This window comes from Francisella sp. 19X1-34 (assembly GCF_041102755.1).
Lineage (GTDB): Bacteria > Pseudomonadota > Gammaproteobacteria > Francisellales > Francisellaceae > Francisella.
In genome coordinates this window covers 1-20,062 of the sequence record NZ_JBGCTX010000045.1, presented here as the reverse complement: position 1 = coordinate 20,062, position 20,062 = coordinate 1, and the positions used below count along the sequence as shown (strand labels likewise).

The following is a 20,062-nucleotide window of genomic DNA, read 5'->3' as shown; positions in this document are numbered from 1 at the left end:
GCTATAGTCATTTTTTAGACAAGAAATGTAGATTTTCAAAATTTACTCCAATTATTGCTTAGATTGCAACACTCCCTTAATTGTATAGTTTGAGTAGACAGGGATAGATATCGAAGCGATCAAAGCTATTATTCCAATTACAAACAAAACCTCTAATAATGAAATTCCTAATTGAGATCTAAGGTGCAACACTATCTTTATCTTGATCCTGTAGCTAAATTAAATGCTTTAAATATACATTGTAATACAAAAGAGAGTTTTTTTTAACATAATCTTATATTCATTTGAAATACTACTTATTACACTGGCTATCAAAAATTGAATATAGTAAAATTTTTCTAGGACTTAAATATAGAGTAAATAATGACTTCTTTAGATAAGGTTAATAGCTATTTTGAAAGTAGTATACAAGCTAAAATAGAAACAGCAAATGTTTTACCTCCAGCTATAGCACAAGCTGCTAAGGCTATGGTCTCTTGCCTTGAGAATGGTGGCAAGATCCTTGTATGTGGTAATGGTGGTTCAGGTGCGATAGCTCAGCACTTTTCTTCAAAACTATTAAACCACTTTGAGATGGAGAGACCTCCATTACCTGCGGTTTCTTTGACTGCAGATACGGCAACTATTACAGCTGTTGGGAATCATTATGGCTTTGCTGAGATATTTTCTAAACAAGTAGCTGCACTTGGTAATGAAGATGATATTTTATTAGCTATCTCTACTAGTGGTGATTCTGAGAATATATTAAAAGCTGTTGAAGAGGCTCATGATTTAGAAATGAAAGTTATCGCTTTAACAGGTCTAGATGGTGGGAGATTACAGCATATGTATAATCCACAAGATATAGAGTTGAGAGTTCCTTCTGATAATATTGCTAGTATACAGGAGAATCATTTTCTTATAATTCACTGCTTATGTGATATCATTGATCAAAAATTATTTGCAGGCCTAGAAGATTAATAAAATGAATTCAAAAAAATTAACTAAAATTACTATCTTGGCTATGGTTAGTTTTTTCTTAGCAGGATGTATAGATCCATATACGGCTCCTGTTCCTCAAGGTAAAAAAATACTAAATAAAGAGCTCTTACAAATAAAGCCTGATATGACTAAGAGTGAGGTTGTGTATATTTTAGGTTCACCAGATATGATAGATACTTTTAACCCTAATCAGTATATTTATATCAATACTTACAAAAAGGATATGCAGTCAAGTAATTTTAATGAGTCAAAACTAATATTGACCTTTAATAACCAAGACAAGCTAGTTGGGATTTCTGGAAACTATGCACCTCCAACAAAAGAGCCAGTATTCTAAAGGCCAAAATAAAATTCAGTATCTGTTTCTCTTATAATGACACGATAATCTATAGATACATCACAGTCCTGACAAACTAGTTTTAAATCTTTCAACAGAAGATTTCCTAGTTTTTTACGTAGATCGGGAGATCTACCAGGAAGAATGTCTATTTCAAGCTGAATAAATCCATCGAAATTGCTGTAACTATCACCAACCATATAATTTTTACATGGGTAGATCAAAGTCCTACATGTGTGAATATCCGTTTTGATTGTTTCAACAAGAGTTAAGTGTAAATCTTTGCTAAACTTATCTAGTTTGTTAGATATTTGAATATTATCTGTATAGTAGATTTTAGTAGTAGGCATAAATATAAATATAGCGTCATTTTAACAAATAAAATAACACTAAATATATACACAAGAAAGTAATTTATAAGAAATATCTAATTTAAAAGAATGGATTAAGCAGCAGAAAGAGCTTTGATTTTAGCGCTTAGGCGAGACTTATGTCTAGCTGCTTTATTTTTATGGATTAAACCTTTAGTAGCATATTTGTCTAGTAAAGGAACTACTTTTGTGAAGTTTTCTTTTGCAGCTTCAACATCACCTTTCTCTATAGCATATGCTGTTTTTTTCAAGAAAGTTCTCATCATAGAGCGACGAGCAACATTATGTTGACGATTTCTTTCTGCTTGAATAATTCTTTTTTTCGCTTGTTTTGAGTTAGCCAATTTTATTCTCCAGTTTTAATTTTTTTAACTTTTTATAACTTTAGTTTCTCTGGGGGATAAATCGAGAAACACAAACATATAAATATAATAGCTAAAGTATTTTGCATATATTACGCTTTTTTGTCAATAAAAATATAAGATAATTAATCAATATTAGTTATTTAAATAGTACTATCACTACATTTTAACGTCATTTTGTAGCATAATAGTTAGCTAGATTTATAAATTGTAAATAACCTATAAAGTATACATATATATGAAAAATATAAGAAACTTCTCAATAATAGCGCATATTGATCATGGGAAATCGACTCTTTCAGATAGATTTATCCAAGTTTGTAATGGTTTAACAGAGCGTGAAATGAAAGAACAAGTTCTTGATTCTATGGATATAGAAAGAGAGCGAGGCATTACAATCAAGGCTCAGTCTGTAACTTTAGATTATGTAGCTAGGGATGGACAAACCTATCAGCTTAACTTTATTGATACTCCTGGGCATGTTGATTTCTCATATGAGGTTTCGCGTTCATTAGCTGCTTGTGAGGGTGCTCTACTTGTCGTTGATGCTGCTCAAGGTGTTGAGGCGCAAACAGTTGCTAACTGCTATACAGCTATTGAGCAAGATTTAGAGGTGATTCCTATATTAAATAAGATAGATCTTCCATCTGCTGAACCTGATAGAGTAGCAGAAGAGATTGAAGAGATAATTGGTATCGATGCAACAGGTGCGACTACTTGTAGTGCAAAAACTGGTATAGGTGTCGAAGATGTACTAGAAACAATAGTTGCTAAAGTTCCGGCACCACAAGGTGATATTAATGATAAGTTGCAAGCTTTGATTATTGACTCATGGTTTGATAATTACTTGGGAGTAGTATCTCTAGTTCGAATTAAAAATGGAACTTTGAAGAAAGGTGAGAAGTTTAAGGTTATGTCAACGGGAGTTTCTTATCAGGCTGATAGAGTAGGTGTGTTTACACCGAAGATGAAAGATCTTGATCATTTAAAAGCCGGCGAAGTTGGTTTTATTATTGCAGGTATCAAGGACATTCACGGTGCCCCTGTTGGTGATACTCTTACACATACACATAATCCCACAGATAAACCAGTACCAGGGTTTAAGAAGGTACAACCTCAGGTTTATGCGGGGATGTTTACGATAAGCTCTGATGATTATCCAGATTTTAGAGAAGCTTTAGAAAAACTAAGCTTAAATGATGCTTCACTCTTCTTCGAGCCAGAAGTATCTCAAGCTTTAGGTTTTGGTTTTAGATGTGGTTTTCTTGGTATGTTACATATGGAGATTATCCAAGAAAGGTTAGAGCGTGAATATAACCTTGATTTAATCACTTCAGCACCAACAGTAGTTTATAAGGCTGTTAAGAAAGATGGTGAAATGATTGAAGTTGATAATCCATCAAAGCTACCAGAGCCAGGAGCTATTGCAGAGATTCATGAGCCAATTGTAAGAGCAAATATTCTTGTGCCAAAAGACTATGTTGGAAGTGTGATTACTATTTGTGTTGAGAAAAGAGGTGTGCAGGTTGATTTAAACTATGTTGGTAGTCAAGTTTCTATAACTTATGACTTACCAATGATTGAGGTTGTCTCTGATTTCTTTGATACTTTAAAGTCTGTGACTAAAGGATATGGTTCATTAGATTATGAGCTTATTCGTTATGAAGCTGCAAATATGGTGCGTCTAGATGTACTTATAAATGGTGATAAAGTTGATGCTTTAGCAAGTATTGTGCATAAAGATCAAGCAAAATATAAAGGCAGAGATCTGGTTGAAAGATTAAAAGAGCTTATCCCTAGGCAGATGTTTGAAGTGGCTATTCAGGCTGCTGTTGGTGGTACTATTGTTGCTAGAAGTACAGTTAAGGCTCTACGTAAAAATGTCTTAGCAAAATGTTATGGTGGTGATGTTTCACGTAAGAAAAAACTTCTAGAGAAGCAGAAAGAGGGTAAAAAGAGAATGAAAAATATTGGTTCAGTTGAAATTCCACAAGAAGCTTTCTTATCTGTATTAAAAAAATAATTTTTACTAAAATCAAAATCTTTCGAATCTAATTTCAAGAGTATAAAATTTATTAGCATATTTTGTAATGATTACTATGTTTAATATATAATTTGTATCAATAAGTATTTATAAGAGTATTTTATGTCTAAAAAAGTAATAGTAGGTATTTCAGGAGGTGTTGATTCCTCAGTTTCGGCGTTGTTACTAAAGCAGCAAGGCTATGATGTAACAGGTGTTTTTATGAAAAACTGGGAAGAGGATGATACAGACGAGTTTTGTTCAGCTGAGCAAGATATTGTTGATGCTCAAGCAGTTTGTGATTCTATAGGCATTCCTTTTAAGAAGATAAATTTTGCTGCAGAATATTGGGATAATGTTTTTGAGCATTTTCTAACCGAGTATAAAGCAGGTAGAACACCAAATCCTGATATCTTATGTAATAAAGAAATTAAATTTAAGGCCTTTTTAAGCTACGTTCATCTTTTAGGTGGTGATTATATAGCAACAGGCCATTATGCTCGCATACGCGTTTTAGATGATGGTTCTGTGCAGCTTGTTAAAGGCTTGGATGATAATAAGGACCAAACATATTTTTTATACCCTCTTGGGCAAGAGCAATTAAAGCAAACAATGTTTCCAATAGGAGATATAGAAAAGGAAAAAGTTCGCCAAATAGCAAAAGAGAATAGCCTTGTTACTTTTGATAAAAAAGATAGTACTGGTATTTGTTTTATTGGTGAGCGTAAATTTAAAGAGTTTTTATCTAAATACTTACCTGCTCAAAAGGGTGAGATTCATGATGAGAATGGCATTAAAATTGGCCAGCATGATGGACTTATGTATTATACAATAGGCCAAAGGCAAGGTTTGGGAATTGGAGGTGTTAAGAACCGCCCAGAAGTACCGTGGTTTGCTGCAAAAAAAGATTTAGAAAATAATGTTCTTATTGCAGTGCAAGGACATGATCATCCTATGCTTTTTAGAGACTCTTTAGAGGCTATAGATTTAAGTTGGGTAGCGGGACATCCTCTTGCAGATAACTTTAAATGTAAAGCCAAAGTTCGCTATAGACAAAAAGATCAACCTTGTGAAGTATCTGTAATGTCAGATGGTTCGGTTAAAGTAATATTTGACCAGCCTCAAAGAGCTATCACTCCAGGTCAATCAGTGGTCTTTTATGATGGAGATGTATGTCTTGGAGGAGGTATTATAGTTTAAGAAAAATTAGAAATATAAATGTTATTATCTACATTGATTTGATATTACTCACTATCAAGTTTGCCCATAATAGAAGTGTTTTTTTGCTTTACTGATCCAAACTTGTCACTACTATCTTCATCTGTGTTAGCTACTATTGAACTACCGCTACTTACTTTAGTTGTAGGGATAGCTGTACTACTTTCACTATCTAACTTTTCTGCAGTAGAAGAGCTTGTAGTGATAGAGCTACCACTACTTAATGTATTTGCTTGAAGATCGTTATCTGTAACTATATCACTATCTTGAGAAGCTACTTCATTAGCAATATTTTCTTCAGGGTTGTTGTCGGCATTTGCTTTCTTATCCTGATCTACAACCTCATTAAGGTAATCAGCGATTTCTTTTTTAACTTGTTTTTGATTACTTAGTACATCTTTTTGCATATAGTGAGCTTCATGTACTGTATCTATAGTCATATGAGTGTATAAATATTCAGGATCTATTACAAATGGTCTAAGCTCTGTACCATAACGCTTCTCTAGCCCAGGGAAGTCAACAGTGTAGGCAACTTTGATACGTTTTTTACCATCACTATCAGTTGTAACCATTGCTACAAGGTTTGCTTGTACTTTATATGTTTGTCTAACTAAGTGATACTGCTGCTTTCTATCAATGACAATTTGTCTAATAGGTGTTGCATAAACATCTTTGATCTTAATAGGCTTATTAACAGTTGTTATACCTGCTTTTTGTAATTCATGGATTGCATAACTACCATAATTATCTTTTGCAAGTTTTAGATCTATTTCAATCATTTTAACAAGAACTTTCTTTCTAAACTCTCTTGCTTGTTGTAGAGATAGAGCAAAACATGTTCCAGTATCGTCTTTTTGGAAGCATCCGTTTCGCTTGTCGATTAGAACAAACATTTTACGAGTTTTATCGTAATATAATTGATAGTCAGGGGTATTTTTACCATGACCAACGTAAACAAATTTATCTCCTGTTAGCATTCCACATGAAGCTATCAATAAGACAAATAATAGTAATGATGTTTTTTTTAAGATATTGCGCATATTAATTCCGTTTTTACACTTATACAGCGATAATTCTGCCTAGTTTTGCTATAAAAAGTAAAGCTTTGTCCACCAAAAAATATAAAAAACTTATGCAAGAGAGTTTTCTTTCATAAGTTTTTTATATTTTTTTTCTATCATTTTTCTCTTTAGAGAACCAAGGTGATCAAAAAATGTTATACCATTAAGATGATCTATTTCATGCTGTATGCAACGAGCTAGAAAACCTTCCTTTTCAATTATAACCTCCTTACCAAACTCATTTAAAGCTGATATTTTAACACTTGTAGCTCTTTTTACTTTTGCTGAGACACCGGGGAATGATAAGCAACCTTCTTCATCAATCACTTCACCGTCTTGCTCTATTATCTTAGGATTTATAATAGCTATAATCTCTGGCGATGAGTCATCTAGGCTATCAAACATTATGAAAAATCTTTTTTTGATACCAACCTGTATAGCAGCTAGTCCAACACCATTAGCTTCAAGCATCATCTCACGCATTTCATCTAGGGTTTCACGTAGTTGATCATTAATTTCCTCACGTGTGACTTCTTTTGCAGTCTCTTTTAAAACAGGATGAGGGTATTTTAAGATCTCTAAAGACATATTTATACTCCTTGTTCTAATATATCTTTTTTCATTTTTGCCATAGTTAGAGCTGCTTGGACGCAGTATTTTCCTTTGTGTCCTTTTTTACCACCAACTCTTTCTAAGGCCTGTTCCTTATTATGCGTAGTTAATATACCAAAAATTATTGGTAAATTATATTCATGCATAACTCTTTGGGTGCCATAGCTTACTTGGTCACATACATAGTCATAGTGATCTGTTTCTCCACGGATTACGCAACCTAATAATACTACAGCTTCAAACTTTGATGTTTCAGCCAAAAGTTTAGCTGCGTATGGAAGCTCAACAGCCCCAGGAACTTTTTTAATATAGATTTGACTATCTTTTAATCCTTGAGAGTAAGCCTCTTCTAAAGCACCTTCTAGCATTTTATCTGTGATTAAAGAGTTAAACTCACTTACAACAATCGCTAATTTTTCCATATTTATACCTATAATCCTTTGATAATGTGTTTCATTTTGTCTTTTTTTGTTATTAAGTAGTCTTTATTATGTGAGTTAACAAAAGCTTCACAAAAAACAGGCTCTGTATGTATTCCAACAGTTTCTAAAGCATTGACTTTTTTAGGGTTGTTAGAGATAAGTCTACAGTTATTAATCTTATTGTACTTTAGAACTTGTATAGCTAAGTCATACTTTCTAGCATCAACAGGTAGGCCTAAAGCAACATTTGCTTCGATAGTATCCATATTTTCATGCATCTGTAGATTATATGCTTTTAGCTTGTTTGTTAAGCCAATGCCTCGACCTTCTTGATTTAGGTAAATTAGATATCCACCTTCTTCATTGATCATTTGCATAGCCTTTTTAAGTTGTGCTTGGCAGTCGCAACGTAATGATCCAAAAAGATCTCCAGTTAAACAAGAAGAGTGCATTCTTACTAAAGGTTTGTCACCTTTGTAAGGTTTAGAAAGCACAACAACCTCTTCGTTATTAAACTTGTCTTTGTACACTGCCATCTCAAGCTCACCAACGTGATCAAAAGGGATTGTAGAGCTAGCAGTTTTTTCAATAAATATTTCAGTAGCTAAGCGGTATTGATATAGTTCAGCAATAGTTAATAGTGGAAGGGCATGTTTCTTAGCAAACTCCTCAAGTTGTTGGGCTTTCATCATTGAGCCATCTTTGTTCATAAGCTCGCATAACACTCCAGCGCTATTAAAGCCACTAAGCTTCATAAGATCCACAGTTGCCTCAGTATGACCATTACGACCTAGAACCCCTTTGTCATTAGCAATAAGAGGAAAGATATGGCCAGGGCGAGCAAGCTCATCAGCCTGAGCATCCGGCTTTGATGCAACTTGAATAGTATGAGCTCTATCTTTTGCAGAGACTCCTGTTGTAACACCTTCTTTAGCCTCTATCGTTACAGTAAAAGGAGTTGAGAACGTACTATTATTTTTATCAGCAGCAACCATTGGCGATAGGTTTAGCTGGTTTGCTTGCTTTGAGTTCATAGATAAACAAACAATACCACTGGTATGCTCTAACATAAAAGCAATATTCTCTTCAGTGGCTTTTTGACCAGGTAATATCATATCGCCTTCATTTTCACGATCATAGTCATCAAGCACAACTACAGGTGTACCTTGTTTAAGGGCATGGATAGCACTTTCAACATTATCTTTTATTTGTTTAAACATTTTCTTTAAATCCTTTTATATACTTGTAGATATATTTTCCTGTTGCATCTGCTTCAAGGTTCACTATAGAGCCTTGAGTGTAGTTTTTTGCAATAGTTGCATCAATTGTGTGAGGTATAAGAGTTACTGTGAAAGACTTATTTAGAACTTCAACTATTGTTATACTCATACCATCAATAGTTACAAATCCTTTATTTACTAGGTATTTAAGGAAATCTATTGATGCTGATATTTCAATCATCCAAGCACCACCTACATCAGTGATATTCCTAATCATACCTTTTTCATCAATATGACCTTGGACCATATGCCCACCAACAACATCACCGTAGCAAAGGGCAAGTTCTGTATTTACTGAAGCATTAGGTTCTAGCTGGTCTAGGTTTGTTTTTTTTAGTGTTTCTGGGACAGCATCAAAACTAGCTATATCACCATCTTTTAGTTGTGTAACAGTTAAACAAACTCCATTTATTGCTACACTATCACCAATTTTACATTTTTGACTATTGCTAAAAGCTATATCAAAAGTTTTGACATTTTTTCGTGTGGATATTTTTTTTACTTCACCTAGTTGCTGTACAATGCCACTAAACATTCTTATTTTCCTTAAAACTAGAGTTTATGAGCAAGTCATTGCCTAGTTTGGTTATTCTATTGAAACATAGTTCTTCTTTGGGGTTGTGATCAGCTATTATTACGGGGCTTAAGTATGTATCAAATTCGTTTATAAGCTTCTGGTTGATAAAGTTCTTTAGAGTCTTTTTACCTCCTTCTACAAGAAGACTTGTTAAACCCATATTACCCATTTTCTCTAATAGACTCTCTAAGCAAACTTGTTTATTATTTGATGATAATGCCCAGTATTCAATCCCCAAGTGATTAAGTTGATCCTTTGCTTTATCAGATATCTCATTACAAACAAAAATAGTTTTAGCAATATTCTGATCTAAAATCTTCCAGTTGTTATCAATTTTATCAATTCTACCAAACAGAACAAATCTTGTAGGATTACTAAGTTTATTGATATTTATACGCACATTTAAACTTGGGTTATCTTCAATGAGAGTTTGCTTACCAACTAAAATTGCATCACAAATATTACGTAATTGGTGAGTGTTAATAAAGGCTTTATCAGAGCTTATTTTTTTTGAATCATCACCATTAACAGTTATTTTACCATCCAAAGACATTGCCCATTTAGCGTATACAAAAGGAGTTTTGTTTTTTTGATAGTGGAAGAATACTTTATTTAGCTGTTGTGCTTGCTTTTTTAAAAGTCCTACTTTGACTTCTATCCCAGCGCTTTTTAGTTTTTTGATGCCTTTACCTGCTACTCTAGGGTTTGGATCAAGTGTTGCAATTATTACTTTTTTTACACCTGCTTTAATTAGTGCATCTGTACATGGAGCAGTTCTACCTTGGTGGCAGCATGGTTCAAGAGTTACATATACCGTAGAGTCTTTAGCTTGATCACCTGCTTTAGTTAATGCATATACTTCTGCGTGAGATTTACCTGCCATTGAATGCCAGCCTTCAGAAATAATAGCCCCATCTTTGACTATAATGCAGCCAACCATTGGGTTCGGTGAGACAGTGAGTCTGCCTCTATTTGCTAAGGTCAAAGCTTGTTGCATGTAGTATATGTCAATATTTTTCATATGCCCGTCTAATACTTTATAGTTACATTTAGGGCAGGGGAGCAAAACATAGCAAAAGCAAAAAACAATATAAATATTGAATTCAGGCTTCATGAAAAGTTCACAAGTTTTTACCAATCTTCTTCCATCCAGACTATACTGTCGGCTTTGGATTTGCACCAAATCTGCTTGACCTTTCTAAATATCTCTAGAAAGCGCTCGCGGGCTTCTGTAAACAGTTACCGCCGGTAGGGAATTTCGCCCTGCCCTGAAGATTTCTGAAATATAGTATACCACTATAGATCTTGAATATGAATTATACTCTTATTTTTTGAGGAATCAAAAAATTATATTGCTTCTTAGTTTATTTTAGTTAAAAATACGTTAAGTATATTTTTAACTTATATGTGTTTTTATTTAATAATATATTATGTAAGTTGAGAATTAGCTGTTAATGCTATTTTTAAGGAGGAGATTAAATGGAGAAGGCAGTATTAATCATAGATCCAAATGTTTCAATAGAGTATGTTATCTTTGAGTTAAGTCGCTGGGGTTATAAGGTTTTGGGGCTAGCTACATCAAATTATGATAGTAGTATAAGTAGCTCAATATTTGACTCATTTAGAGTCAGTGCAAACAACCTTGAGAAAGATAAAGAGAATTTTGAGTACTTTGTAAGCAATTACGATATAAGATATGCGTTTTGTAATGAAGAGTTTTCTGTTGTTTATGCAGATCAATTGCTATCTAGGTACCTACCTGATTTTGCTAATTGCTATAAGAGTTCTAACAAACGCTACAGTAAATATGCTATGCAAGAAAATATTAAATACTCTGGTTTACCATCAGTTCCTATGTTAAAGCTAGGAGACTGCTTAACTAAGGATGAGAAGATTGGGCATACACATGATTTTTTTGATAAGTACAAAAATATAGTTTTAAAGCCAGATAGTAATTCTGGAGGGTCTGTAGGCGTAAAAAATATTTATAATAGGTTGCAAATTAACCAGTATTTTAATGATTATAATAAGCCTATGTTTGAGAATGTAGATAATTATTTATTACAAGGGCTTATTTCAGGAGAAGAATACTATATAGATACCGTTTCATTTAAAGGTAGTCATATTATAACTTCTATTGGCAAGTATAATAAGAGCATAGAGAATGGCAATTTTCTATGTCACTATGTTGATATTAAAAGTGCAGTAGACCCAGAAGTTAAATTTATCGTTGACTATGTGGAAAAGCTATTGAATATCTTTGAAATAAAAAATGGTCCCGCGCACTGGGAGGTAATGCATGATGCTTCATCCGATAAGCTATTCTTAATAGAGCTTAATATGCGTGTTTCGGGACTCAGGGGAATATTAAATTTAGCCTCTTCAAAAAGGCAAGGGCTTGATCAGATCTTAGGAATTCATAAGCTTATTGAAGGTAGGACAACACTTACTGAGCCTCAAAAACATAAAAAACTGCGGCTGTATATTCTCAAAAACTTCATTGGTAAATACAATAGTGTTGATAAAGATATTCTTTCTAAGAATATTAAGTCAGACTATAGTGAGCTCTTCTTATTTAATAACTCATCTGACTCTGTTACACAAAATGTCTTAGATTTAGTCGGAGTTTATTTGTTAGAGTCTAGTAGTCAAGATTGTATTGATGAAGATACTCAAAATATCTCAGAATTAGAAAGACAAGGAGCTTTTTTGAAATGATTTTGGGATATATACAAGCATTTTCATATGTGTTATTTATGTCAGTGTCATTAATCTGGCTTGATGATTTGGGTAGTAGCAATAATGTTGTCTTTATGCTTTTAGTAACAACATTTATTACAGCATTGGCTTTTAATGTTGCTAATTTTAGACGGCTTAAGCGATCATACTTAGCTGTTTATTATGATTTTTCAACATGGTTAAAGATGTCTGTATGTATAGCTTTAATGTGGGGCGGTACATACTATGGAACTATTTTTGGTTCTCCCATTCTTGCTATAGTTTTATCAATATTAGGGGAGGCGTTATTTGCTTCTATCTATGATAAAAAGCTTATAAATAGTATATTATCTATATTGATGTTATTTTTCGCTGTTTTCGTTTTTTATCATGGAAATATGGCTCCTATAATGATTTCTATTTTTACTGGGGTTATAATTTTTATATACTCTAATATTTCAGAAAAGTTTGCTAGAAATAATAAGCTGACATCTCTAGATATCTTATCAACAAGGTTTTGGCTACTCTTAGTAGGCTGTATAATATACTTTTTTATATTTCATAGTAGAATCCCTGCAGCGGTATATTCAATACATGCATGTTTAGTTTTATTGACAAGCCTAGTATCAATAGCATTTCTAAACATGGTTATACCAATATTTCTATCACAAAGTAGTGTTATACGTATAGGAGCGATAAACAATGCTTATATAATGACTTTGACTCCTGTAGTTGTTTTTATATTGCAGTGGATATTTTTAGGAACGTTATCGATTTATATTTTTATGATATGCCTAATAACTACTCTTTGGTTAAATAAAGGTAATTATAAAAAATATATCAGATTTATGAGTGCTACTTTATCCTCATTTAAGTAAACTCTTGTAAAAAGTCTAGATATTCGTTGATCTATTTTTTAATAAAAATAATTTTTAGCCATCGCCATACATTTGTTTAAGGTTGTGGTTATAAAAATCAAGAATTTCACCATAATCATACTTATCAGTTATTACCTCGATATAAACACCTTTTGTATGTCCTCCTGCATTTTTTAGAGCATTAGCAAGTTCAAGCTCCGTTTTAACCTTGATAGATAGCCAATCTTTACACCCAAAGGCTTTAGGCAAAAGTGTATAGTTTAGCTGAGCTATATCATCATAATTTGGATCTGGATCAAGCTCTAAAGCTCTTTCAACAGTATAACCGGCATTATTTATGCAGATAATTATAGGATTTATATTATATCTTCCCATAACTCCGAGTTCATTGAGAGTTAGTTGATGTGAACCATCACCTGTTAATAATATAGTCCTTGAGTCTGGTTTAGCTAGACCAACTCCTAAAGCAGCAGGTGTTGCCCAGCCAATTGACCCCCATAATGTTTGATTATAGTACTTCGTACCATGAGGTAATGGATATTTAACAAAATTTAAGGATGAAGATCCTGTTTCAACAACAATGTTGTCCGAATTTTTTAAAAAACTACATATTTGTCTATATAAGTTTTCTAATGTGAGGGGCTTTTTTTCTAAGGAGTATGGTTTTATTTTAGGTTTAGAATATTCTGGTTTATAATTTATACTTATTGATGTTTCTAATAGTTCATCGATAAGTTCGGATAAGTAGACATTTTTAAAATAAGCATTATCTGCTTCGACAAAACCAGGGGCTAAATTTATAACCTTATCTATATTAAGATTATTTGTAAAAGCTGATGTATTGAAATCAGACCATAGAGCATCCCCTATATTTAAAACTATATCAGCTTCTTCAACTATTTTTGAAGTACCTTTATCAGAGAGATTACCTGCATAAAATCCAACATAGTTAGGGTGAGTTTCAGATATTACACTTTTATCATGAGGCATTATTACAAAAGGAATATTTAACTTTTCTATCAGGTTAATAGCTTTGTTGGTTAGATTGAAACGATCAAGCTTGATAGATGGTATTGCAACGATTTTTTTTGTACTGCTTAGCTTGTCATGTATAAACTTATAAGCTTTCTTAAGTTGTAAGGTATCACTTTGAATATTAGAGCAATCAAAGTTATCAGGGGAACTATCTGTAACTTTTCTTTTTCCATCATCAAGAGATATGCATATATAGGCAGGTTTACGCTGTTTAAAGGCTTCTGCAATGACTCGATTCATTTCCCTACGAGCATTATCAGGGGTGATTGTGGCAGAGACACAAGCTGTAGTAGCGGAAATATCAAAAAAAGTATCAAACTGACCATCTCCTAATGTGTGGTGAATCTGTCTTTTTTTAGCGACAGCAATATCATTAGGTGTTCCAACTATATGAAATACAACCAGATTTTCTGCTTTTGATCCCATTACTCCATTTAATGCACTAAGCTCTCCAACTGCATATGTGGTAGAGACAATAGAAGCTCCTTTAGCTCGGGCGTAGCCATCAGCTGCATAACTAGCATTTAGCTCGTTAGCATTGATAATGTTTGTTAACTTAGGGTTGTTAATAAGAGCTCTATCAATCGAGAATGAAAAATCTCCAGGGACGCAGAATGAATTTGTGATTCCCAGGTCTACAAGTCTTGCAACAACATATTCAGCTACATTTGTAGCATCAGCTACGGTATTTGAGACTTTCCTTCCTGTTACGTATTCTTGCATAACCTATCTCGTATATTAAATGTGCCTGATGGTAATTTCAAATATACATATGATCATATATATCCACAAGGAGTTTAATAACGAAAGGTATGCTATGTGAGAAAAGGTTAATAATTATTCTTGAGGTTTGCTAAAAGCGTATTTTTCAACTATTTCACCGTTAATTAGGTGCTTTTGGATAATCTCTTCTAAAACCTCTGGAGTACATGAGTGATACCAGATATTATCAGGATGAACTACAGCTATGGGACCATTTTGGCAAATTCTTAGGCAATATGTTTTAGATCTATAAATATGGCCATTTTGCGATAGCTTTAGTTCTTGTAATCTCTTCTTTAAATAGTCCCATGACTTTAGTGAAACTTCACCAGCACAACACTTCTGTCTTTCTTGGTCACAGCATAGAAAGATATGTTTGTTAATATTCTTTAAGCCTAAATTATTAGATTTTGTTTCTAAAGGTATTGGCATTTTATTATCTCCGAATTTAGCTAATGTATTTTTATTAAAATGCGTTTAAAATTTATTCTGTAGATATTAACAAATATGGAGCTGAAATGGAAAATAACATTTCGAATGAAACTTTAGAAAAACTAGCTAAGGTACATATAAAAGATATGCAAAGTAAAAGGCGTTGGAGGCTTTTTAGTAGGATTATAATTATTTTAATTGTATTGATTATCATTGTGCCAGGATTGTTTACATCATCAAAAGATCTAACTTCACATATAGCGTTGGTAAAAGTTCAAGGTGTTATTGCTTCTGATTCAGAGGCTAACGCAGAAAGGATAAACAAGAGTTTAGATGATGCATATGATAGTAAGCTGACAAAAGCAGTTATTGTTGAGATAAATAGTCCAGGAGGTTCACCTGTACAAGCAGATGATATATATTCACATATGAGATATCTACAAAAGAAATATCCGAAAATACCTATGTATGCTGTATGTACTGATGTTTGTGCGAGTGGAGGATATTATGTAGCTGCGGGAGCCAAAGAAATTTATGTAAATAAAATGACAATTACAGGTTCTATAGGAGTTGTGGGCAGCGGCTTTGGCTTTACAGGTCTTATGGATAAACTAGGAATACAAAGAAGAACCTATACATCAGGAACTAATAAAGACTTTTTAGATCCTTTTTCACCAGAAAAACCTAGTCAAACAAAACAGTTTAAAAAGCTTCTTGATGAGACTCATCAGGTCTTTATAAATGCTGTTGAAAAGTCTAGAGGAGACAGGTTAAAAGATAAGTCTATGGCTACAACTTTCTCAGGAGCTCCTTTTAGTGGTATAGAAGCAAAGAAAATGGGACTTGTAGATGGATTTGCATCTATTGATCAGCTAAGAAGAGAGAAATTAAATGATTTGGACGTTGTTGATTATACCCAACCGTTAGATTTCCTCACAGCCGTATCTAATAAATTAGGCAATAGTGTTTATTATAGAGCGTTATCAGAGAGTAGCTTTAGTTTTAAATAAATATTGAAACATGAAAAAACCATGACTATAATCGATAGAGAAAGAACTTTAAAACTAAAAGGATAAGGAAAAACTATGAAAAAAACAGTTTTAGGTGCGGTAATTGCTGGTGGTTTAATGGTTTCTGTTTCAACAGCTATGGCTGGTGGTGTATGCTTTGCAAATGTTCAAGATATTTTTGAGACATCTCCTCTTGGTAAAGCAAAAGTTACAGCAGACCAGCAGAAATTAAAGCCTCAAATGGATAAGCTTAAAAAGACAATCACTACTTTACAACAGAAAGTAAATTCATACACTGTAGAAAAAGATGATGTTGTTTCTGATGATGCTAAAGGCGATAAGTCTCAAGCAAAAGCAGCAGACAAAACAGAAGATCAAGATAAGCAACAAGCACAAGCAGACCTTGAAAAAGCTATGCAACAGTATCAAGATCTAATGAATCAAGTTCAGAAGATGGCTTCTAATGATGCAGATGCATTCAAAGATGCATTAACAAAAGCTTCTGGTGATGTTGCTAAAGATCAAGGCTGTGATGCTGTATTGCCTGCTGAGATGAGCCTATATAATGTAAATGGTATAGATGTAACTAAGCAAGTTATTGCTAAAATGCAGTAAGCTAAATAATAATATTTCGTCTTTCTTCAAATCCGTCTATTTGATTAAATTAAAAGCTTCTTTTTTTTATATCTAAAGCTATGTATAATCTTAGTTTATATTTAGAAATAATTATAAAAGACAATTAAAGTATGGAAAATTTAGGCTATTTCGTTTCACAAAACTTAGTGTTTTGTTTATCTTTTATCTTACTGTTAGTGATATATATAGTTTTTGAGCTAACTCAAACTAAGAAATCTAAATATTCATTATCTGTTGCAGATGCTGTAGTAACTGTAAATAAAGGTAAAGGTGTATATTTAGATCTAAGAGATCAAGAAGCTTTTGCAAAAGCACATATTATAGGTGCTCAGAATATTCAGTTGGGTGAAATTGCACAAAAGCATAACAAGTTAGCTAAATATAAAGCAAAACCTATCGTAGTCTATGGTGATAATGCTACAAAAGCAATGCAAGAGTTGCGTAAAGAAGGCTTTGAGCAAGTATTTGTACTTAATGGAGGCCTAGGTGAATGGATGAAGGCTAGTTACCCAGTTAAATCATTAGCGAAATAAAAATTATTAAGGATCATTAAAATGGATCAACAACCACAATTTCAAATTCAAAAAGTTTATGTAAAAGATCTTTCTTTTTCTATACCTAATTCTGACAAAATATGGGCCACAGCATGGAAGCCAGAGTTACATACTGACTTAAAGGTTGATGCGGTGAATCTTCCAGAAGAAAACACTTATGAAAGTGTTCTAACGCTTGAAATAAAGGTTGAGAATGACGGAATGACAGCCTTTGAGATAGAAGTTAAACAAGCAGGTATTTTTACAGTATCAAATATGCAAGAAGAGCAAATTGAGCATGCTAAAAAAGCATTTTGTCCAAATATCCTTTATCATTATGCACGTGAGGCGGTTTCAGACTTAGTGCTAAGCGGAGGTTTTCCTCAATTATGTTTATCTGCAGTAAACTTTGATGCTATGTACCAAGACTCTTTAAATGAGTCTATCGATGGTAAGCAGCATTAATATATAAATTAGGGATATAATTATGAGTAAAGAAAAAGCTCTAGAGTCAGCTCTTTCACAGATTGAAAAGCAATTTGGTAAAGGTTCAGTTATGAAGCTGGGAGACCAGCAAGCTGCACACGATATAGAAGTAGTCCCATCAGGTGTTATAGCTTTGGATGTGGCATTAGGAATTGGCGGCTATCCAAAGGGTCGTATAATAGAAATATATGGTCATGAATCTTCAGGTAAGACAACGCTTACTTTATTGGCTATTGCTCAGTGTCAAAAGCAAGGCGGTACAGCAGCATTTGTCGATGCAGAACATGCTCTTGATCCTAAATATGCTAAACTTTTAGGTGTTGATGTTGATAATTTAATCGTTTCTCAGCCAGATACAGGTGAGCAGGCTTTGGAAATAGCAGATATGCTTGTACGTTCTGGAGGTGTTGATATCGTAGTTATTGACTCAGTTGCAGCACTAACACCAAAAGCTGAGATTGAAGGTGATATGGGTGATTCTCATATGGGCCTACAAGCAAGATTAATGTCTCAAGCTTTGAGAAAGCTAACTGCTAATATTAAACGCTCAAATACATTAGTTATGTTTATTAACCAGATTCGTATGAAGATAGGTGTAATGTTTGGTAACCCTGAAACTACTACTGGTGGAAATGCTCTTAAATTCTATTCGTCTGTGCGTTTAGAAGTTAGAAAAGGTGGTGCTATTAAAGATGGTACTGATATCAATGGTAATGAGATCAAAGTTAAAATTGTGAAAAATAAAGTGGCTCCTCCATTTAAGCAAGCAGAGTTTGAGCTTATCTATGGTGAAGGTATCTCATTAGAAGCTGAATTAGTAGATTTAGGTGCAAAACATAATATTATAGAAAAATCAGGTGCTTGGTATAGCTATAAAGGTAAGAAGATTGGTCAAGGAAAAGAAAAGGCTAAAGACTATCTAAAAGAAAATACTCAAGAGCGTGATGAAATTGAAAGAGCAATACTTGAGCTTTTATTACCTCATAAATATGCACCACAAGATTCTGAGCCAGCTACTCAAGATGAGCTTATCTAAAGAAAAAAACTATCTTTTTTATCTTCTTGCAAAGCAGGATTATTCACGTAAACAACTTTCTGATAAACTTCTTAGTAGAGATAATATCTCATCACAAGAAATAGAGTCTTTACTTGATGAGTTTGAGAAAAATAAATGGCTATCAGATGAACGTTTTGCTAATGTGTTTATAACAAGTGAGTTATCTAAGCTTCGAGGTAGAAAGAGGGTTATAAATACTGCAGTTTATCAAAAAGGCTTATCTCAAGATTTAGTTATAAGCATTTTAGATAAGCAAGATGTTGATTGGTTTGAGTTATGTCAAAGATGTTTGTATAAGAAATATAAAGATATTAAGCTATTGCAGTCTGATTTTAAATTAAAACAAAAAGCTATGAATTATTTAGCATATAACGGTTTTAGCTTTGACGAGATAGACTTTGCGATTAATGAATCATAGTGACTTTTAAAGATATAATTAAAAAAAGTCAAAAAAATATTTTAAACAGCTTATAAGGTGAGTTTTTTTGCTGTAAGCTGTAGTAGTGTAATTATATAAAGAATATGGGAGATCGAAATGGCAAAAGGAACAGTAAATAAAGTTATATTACTTGGAAGACTGGGTAATGATCCAGAAGTTAGAACTACACAAAATGGTACAATGGTAGCTACTTTGAGTATAGCAACTAATGATGGCATGGGTGAAAATATAACTACAGAATGGCATCGTGTTGTTGTATTTGGTAAAACTGCTGAAATAATTCAAAGATATGCTAGTAAAGGTTCACAGCTTTTTATTGAAGGTAGATTACGCACTAATAAATGGCAAGATAAAAATGGCAATATGCAGTATACAACTGAGATTGTTGCGAATAATTTCCAGTTTGTTGGTGGAGGTAATGCTCAAGCTCAAGGAAATCCTAACCCTAATTATCAGCAAAATAACCAAAGTTTTAATCAGCAATCAGGTGGTAATTTTAACCAAAATCAACAACAACAGCAGAAACAAAATGATATGCCTGACTTTGCAGAAATTAACTCATCTAACTTTGATGATGATATACCGTTTTAGACCTGGTGTAGCTATAACTAATAAGTTGTAAAACTTGAATTTGTTGTCTTTGCTTTGTTTGTTCTTTAAAAGATATATAGTGTATAAAATATTATCATTGGAGCTAGCTATACTTTAAATTGAGAGATATTATGAATCATCATAAGAAGGTCTTGGGTATTATTATGACCCTTTACAGACTTTTGTGTAAATTTTTCATAGGCTACCAATCCTATCTTCAAATTTAATCATAAAATGTGCA

The 20,062-nt window shown here is 33.1% G+C and carries 23 protein-coding genes and 1 riboswitch; of the genes, 13 read left to right on the top strand and 10 right to left on the bottom strand.

Translation table 11 applies throughout. From position 1 onward, the window contains the following. The first annotated feature begins 363 nt into the window (after nucleotides 1-363). Both AB8E56_RS08135 and AB8E56_RS08130 read left to right on the top strand, forming a co-directional pair. Entirely contained in the window at nucleotides 364-960 is a 597-nt protein-coding gene (locus AB8E56_RS08135; RefSeq protein ID WP_329479922.1) for a phosphoheptose isomerase, read from the top strand. Nucleotides 961-964: 4 nt separating this feature from the next. After that, nucleotides 965-1,318, top strand: a complete 354-nt coding sequence (locus AB8E56_RS08130; protein WP_329479919.1) for an outer membrane protein assembly factor BamE — start codon at nucleotides 965-967, stop codon at nucleotides 1,316-1,318. Here the strand turns inward: AB8E56_RS08130 and AB8E56_RS08125 are convergent. Together AB8E56_RS08125 and rpsT are read right to left on the bottom strand one after the other, a co-directional pair. Beyond that, nucleotides 1,315-1,668, bottom strand: coding sequence for a hypothetical protein (locus AB8E56_RS08125; protein WP_329479917.1), 354 nt, complete (start codon nucleotides 1,666-1,668; stop codon nucleotides 1,315-1,317). The two genes, AB8E56_RS08130 and AB8E56_RS08125, sit on opposite strands and share 4 nt — an antisense overlap. Nucleotides 1,669-1,763: 95 nt before the next feature. After that, a complete protein-coding gene (rpsT, locus tag AB8E56_RS08120; protein WP_329479915.1) occupies nucleotides 1,764-2,033 on the bottom strand; it encodes a 30S ribosomal protein S20 in 270 nt (89 codons plus the stop codon). Between the two features lie 256 nt (nucleotides 2,034-2,289). On the opposite strand from rpsT, the gene lepA reads away from it, so the two are divergent. Both lepA and mnmA read left to right on the top strand, forming a co-directional pair. Beyond that, on the top strand, nucleotides 2,290-4,074 hold the full coding sequence (gene lepA / locus AB8E56_RS08115) for a translation elongation factor 4 (protein ID WP_329479913.1): 1,785 nt from the start codon (nucleotides 2,290-2,292) through the stop codon (nucleotides 4,072-4,074). A 123-nt stretch (nucleotides 4,075-4,197) separates the two neighbouring features. Beyond that, the gene (gene mnmA, locus AB8E56_RS08110) at nucleotides 4,198-5,274 is read left to right on the top strand and encodes a tRNA 2-thiouridine(34) synthase MnmA (RefSeq protein WP_329479911.1); all 1,077 of its coding nucleotides are present in this window, start codon (nucleotides 4,198-4,200) and stop codon (nucleotides 5,272-5,274) included. Nucleotides 5,275-5,318: 44 nt separating this feature from the next. On the opposite strand, the gene AB8E56_RS08105 is transcribed toward mnmA, so the two are convergent. The 6 genes from AB8E56_RS08105 to ribD form a co-directional block, all read right to left on the bottom strand. Continuing rightward, nucleotides 5,319-6,332 carry a hypothetical protein gene (locus AB8E56_RS08105; protein WP_329479909.1) on the bottom strand — a complete coding sequence of 338 codons (1,014 nt, stop codon included), beginning with the start codon at nucleotides 6,330-6,332 and terminating at the stop codon, nucleotides 5,319-5,321. Between the two features lie 90 nt (nucleotides 6,333-6,422). Continuing rightward, nucleotides 6,423-6,941 (bottom strand): peptide deformylase, encoded by a 519-nt coding sequence (gene def / locus AB8E56_RS08100; RefSeq protein WP_329479907.1) that lies wholly within the window; start codon nucleotides 6,939-6,941, stop codon nucleotides 6,423-6,425. Between the two features lie 2 nt (nucleotides 6,942-6,943). Beyond that, complete coding sequence (ribH, locus tag AB8E56_RS08095) at nucleotides 6,944-7,387, bottom strand: 6,7-dimethyl-8-ribityllumazine synthase (protein WP_329479905.1); 444 nt, start codon at nucleotides 7,385-7,387, stop codon at nucleotides 6,944-6,946. Between the two features lie 8 nt (nucleotides 7,388-7,395). Then, complete coding sequence (gene ribB / locus AB8E56_RS08090; RefSeq protein WP_329479903.1) at nucleotides 7,396-8,607, bottom strand: 3,4-dihydroxy-2-butanone-4-phosphate synthase; 1,212 nt, start codon at nucleotides 8,605-8,607, stop codon at nucleotides 7,396-7,398. Continuing rightward, a complete protein-coding gene (locus tag AB8E56_RS08085; protein ID WP_329479901.1) occupies nucleotides 8,600-9,202 on the bottom strand; it encodes a riboflavin synthase in 603 nt (200 codons plus the stop codon). The genes ribB and AB8E56_RS08085 overlap by 8 nt, the downstream gene beginning before the upstream one ends. After that, nucleotides 9,195-10,265 carry a bifunctional diaminohydroxyphosphoribosylaminopyrimidine deaminase/5-amino-6-(5-phosphoribosylamino)uracil reductase RibD gene (gene ribD / locus AB8E56_RS08080; RefSeq protein ID WP_329479899.1) on the bottom strand — a complete coding sequence of 357 codons (1,071 nt, stop codon included), beginning with the start codon at nucleotides 10,263-10,265 and terminating at the stop codon, nucleotides 9,195-9,197. The genes AB8E56_RS08085 and ribD overlap by 8 nt, the downstream gene beginning before the upstream one ends. Before the next feature lie 112 nt (nucleotides 10,266-10,377). Further along, nucleotides 10,378-10,524: riboswitch (FMN riboswitch) on the bottom strand. A 199-nt stretch (nucleotides 10,525-10,723) separates the two neighbouring features. On the opposite strand from ribD, the gene AB8E56_RS08075 reads away from it, so the two are divergent. Together AB8E56_RS08075 and AB8E56_RS08070 are read left to right on the top strand one after the other, a co-directional pair. Further along, nucleotides 10,724-11,962: an ATP-grasp domain-containing protein gene (locus AB8E56_RS08075; RefSeq protein ID WP_329479897.1), complete on the top strand. Its 1,239-nt coding sequence runs from the start codon at nucleotides 10,724-10,726 to the stop codon at nucleotides 11,960-11,962. Further along, nucleotides 11,959-12,840 (top strand): hypothetical protein, encoded by an 882-nt coding sequence (locus AB8E56_RS08070; protein WP_329479895.1) that lies wholly within the window; start codon nucleotides 11,959-11,961, stop codon nucleotides 12,838-12,840. Before AB8E56_RS08075 ends, AB8E56_RS08070 begins: the two co-directional genes overlap by 4 nt. Before the next feature lie 54 nt (nucleotides 12,841-12,894). Here AB8E56_RS08070 and AB8E56_RS08065 read toward each other — a convergent pair whose 3' ends face one another. Together AB8E56_RS08065 and AB8E56_RS08060 are read right to left on the bottom strand one after the other, a co-directional pair. Further along, the gene (locus AB8E56_RS08065) at nucleotides 12,895-14,598 is read right to left on the bottom strand and encodes a thiamine pyrophosphate-dependent enzyme (RefSeq protein WP_329479893.1); all 1,704 of its coding nucleotides are present in this window, start codon (nucleotides 14,596-14,598) and stop codon (nucleotides 12,895-12,897) included. Between the two features lie 114 nt (nucleotides 14,599-14,712). After that, nucleotides 14,713-15,069: a (2Fe-2S) ferredoxin domain-containing protein gene (locus tag AB8E56_RS08060; RefSeq protein ID WP_329479891.1), complete on the bottom strand. Its 357-nt coding sequence runs from the start codon at nucleotides 15,067-15,069 to the stop codon at nucleotides 14,713-14,715. Between the two features lie 86 nt (nucleotides 15,070-15,155). Here AB8E56_RS08060 and AB8E56_RS08055 point away from each other — a divergent pair, with 86 nt between their 5' ends. The 7 genes from AB8E56_RS08055 (at nucleotide 15,156) to AB8E56_RS08025 (ending at nucleotide 19,821) form a co-directional block, all read left to right on the top strand. Continuing rightward, nucleotides 15,156-16,079 (top strand): S49 family peptidase, encoded by a 924-nt coding sequence (locus AB8E56_RS08055; protein WP_329479889.1) that lies wholly within the window; start codon nucleotides 15,156-15,158, stop codon nucleotides 16,077-16,079. Nucleotides 16,080-16,154: 75 nt separating this feature from the next. Continuing rightward, entirely contained in the window at nucleotides 16,155-16,694 is a 540-nt protein-coding gene (locus AB8E56_RS08050; protein ID WP_329479887.1) for an OmpH family outer membrane protein, read from the top strand. 131 nt (nucleotides 16,695-16,825) lie between these two features. Beyond that, nucleotides 16,826-17,248: a rhodanese-like domain-containing protein gene (locus AB8E56_RS08045; RefSeq protein WP_329479885.1), complete on the top strand. Its 423-nt coding sequence runs from the start codon at nucleotides 16,826-16,828 to the stop codon at nucleotides 17,246-17,248. Between the two features lie 21 nt (nucleotides 17,249-17,269). Further along, nucleotides 17,270-17,713, top strand: a complete 444-nt coding sequence (gene secB / locus AB8E56_RS08040; RefSeq protein ID WP_329479883.1) for a protein-export chaperone SecB — start codon at nucleotides 17,270-17,272, stop codon at nucleotides 17,711-17,713. A 22-nt stretch (nucleotides 17,714-17,735) separates the two neighbouring features. Then, nucleotides 17,736-18,770 carry a recombinase RecA gene (gene recA, locus AB8E56_RS08035; RefSeq protein ID WP_329479881.1) on the top strand — a complete coding sequence of 345 codons (1,035 nt, stop codon included), beginning with the start codon at nucleotides 17,736-17,738 and terminating at the stop codon, nucleotides 18,768-18,770. Continuing rightward, nucleotides 18,757-19,209 carry a regulatory protein RecX gene (locus tag AB8E56_RS08030; protein ID WP_329479879.1) on the top strand — a complete coding sequence of 151 codons (453 nt, stop codon included), beginning with the start codon at nucleotides 18,757-18,759 and terminating at the stop codon, nucleotides 19,207-19,209. The genes recA and AB8E56_RS08030 overlap by 14 nt, the downstream gene beginning before the upstream one ends. A gap of 117 nt (nucleotides 19,210-19,326) precedes the next feature. Then, nucleotides 19,327-19,821: a single-stranded DNA-binding protein gene (locus AB8E56_RS08025; RefSeq protein ID WP_329479877.1), complete on the top strand. Its 495-nt coding sequence runs from the start codon at nucleotides 19,327-19,329 to the stop codon at nucleotides 19,819-19,821. Nucleotides 19,822-20,062: the final 241 nt, after the last annotated feature.

Bases quoted from the DNA above. Each gene is read 5' to 3' on its own strand.
- AB8E56_RS08135 (WP_329479922.1), top strand. From the start codon at position 364: ATGACTTCTTTAGATAAGGTTAATAGCTATTTTGAAAGTAGTATACAA.
- AB8E56_RS08130 (WP_329479919.1), top strand. From the start codon at position 965: ATGAATTCAAAAAAATTAACTAAAATTACTATCTTGGCTATGGTTAGT.
- AB8E56_RS08125 (WP_329479917.1), bottom strand. From the start codon at position 1,668: ATGCCTACTACTAAAATCTACTATACAGATAATATTCAAATATCTAAC.
- lepA (WP_329479913.1), top strand. From the start codon at position 2,290: ATGAAAAATATAAGAAACTTCTCAATAATAGCGCATATTGATCATGGG.
- mnmA (WP_329479911.1), top strand. From the start codon at position 4,198: ATGTCTAAAAAAGTAATAGTAGGTATTTCAGGAGGTGTTGATTCCTCA.
- AB8E56_RS08105 (WP_329479909.1), bottom strand. From the start codon at position 6,332: ATGCGCAATATCTTAAAAAAAACATCATTACTATTATTTGTCTTATTG.
- def (WP_329479907.1), bottom strand. From the start codon at position 6,941: ATGTCTTTAGAGATCTTAAAATACCCTCATCCTGTTTTAAAAGAGACT.
- ribH (WP_329479905.1), bottom strand. From the start codon at position 7,387: ATGGAAAAATTAGCGATTGTTGTAAGTGAGTTTAACTCTTTAATCACA.
- ribB (WP_329479903.1), bottom strand. From the start codon at position 8,607: ATGTTTAAACAAATAAAAGATAATGTTGAAAGTGCTATCCATGCCCTT.
- AB8E56_RS08085 (WP_329479901.1), bottom strand. From the start codon at position 9,202: ATGTTTAGTGGCATTGTACAGCAACTAGGTGAAGTAAAAAAAATATCC.
- ribD (WP_329479899.1), bottom strand. From the start codon at position 10,265: ATGAAAAATATTGACATATACTACATGCAACAAGCTTTGACCTTAGCA.
- AB8E56_RS08075 (WP_329479897.1), top strand. From the start codon at position 10,724: ATGGAGAAGGCAGTATTAATCATAGATCCAAATGTTTCAATAGAGTAT.
- AB8E56_RS08070 (WP_329479895.1), top strand. From the start codon at position 11,959: ATGATTTTGGGATATATACAAGCATTTTCATATGTGTTATTTATGTCA.
- AB8E56_RS08065 (WP_329479893.1), bottom strand. From the start codon at position 14,598: ATGCAAGAATACGTAACAGGAAGGAAAGTCTCAAATACCGTAGCTGAT.
- AB8E56_RS08060 (WP_329479891.1), bottom strand. From the start codon at position 15,069: ATGCCAATACCTTTAGAAACAAAATCTAATAATTTAGGCTTAAAGAAT.
- AB8E56_RS08055 (WP_329479889.1), top strand. From the start codon at position 15,156: ATGGAAAATAACATTTCGAATGAAACTTTAGAAAAACTAGCTAAGGTA.
- AB8E56_RS08050 (WP_329479887.1), top strand. From the start codon at position 16,155: ATGAAAAAAACAGTTTTAGGTGCGGTAATTGCTGGTGGTTTAATGGTT.
- AB8E56_RS08045 (WP_329479885.1), top strand. From the start codon at position 16,826: ATGGAAAATTTAGGCTATTTCGTTTCACAAAACTTAGTGTTTTGTTTA.
- secB (WP_329479883.1), top strand. From the start codon at position 17,270: ATGGATCAACAACCACAATTTCAAATTCAAAAAGTTTATGTAAAAGAT.
- recA (WP_329479881.1), top strand. From the start codon at position 17,736: ATGAGTAAAGAAAAAGCTCTAGAGTCAGCTCTTTCACAGATTGAAAAG.
- AB8E56_RS08030 (WP_329479879.1), top strand. From the start codon at position 18,757: ATGAGCTTATCTAAAGAAAAAAACTATCTTTTTTATCTTCTTGCAAAG.
- AB8E56_RS08025 (WP_329479877.1), top strand. From the start codon at position 19,327: ATGGCAAAAGGAACAGTAAATAAAGTTATATTACTTGGAAGACTGGGT.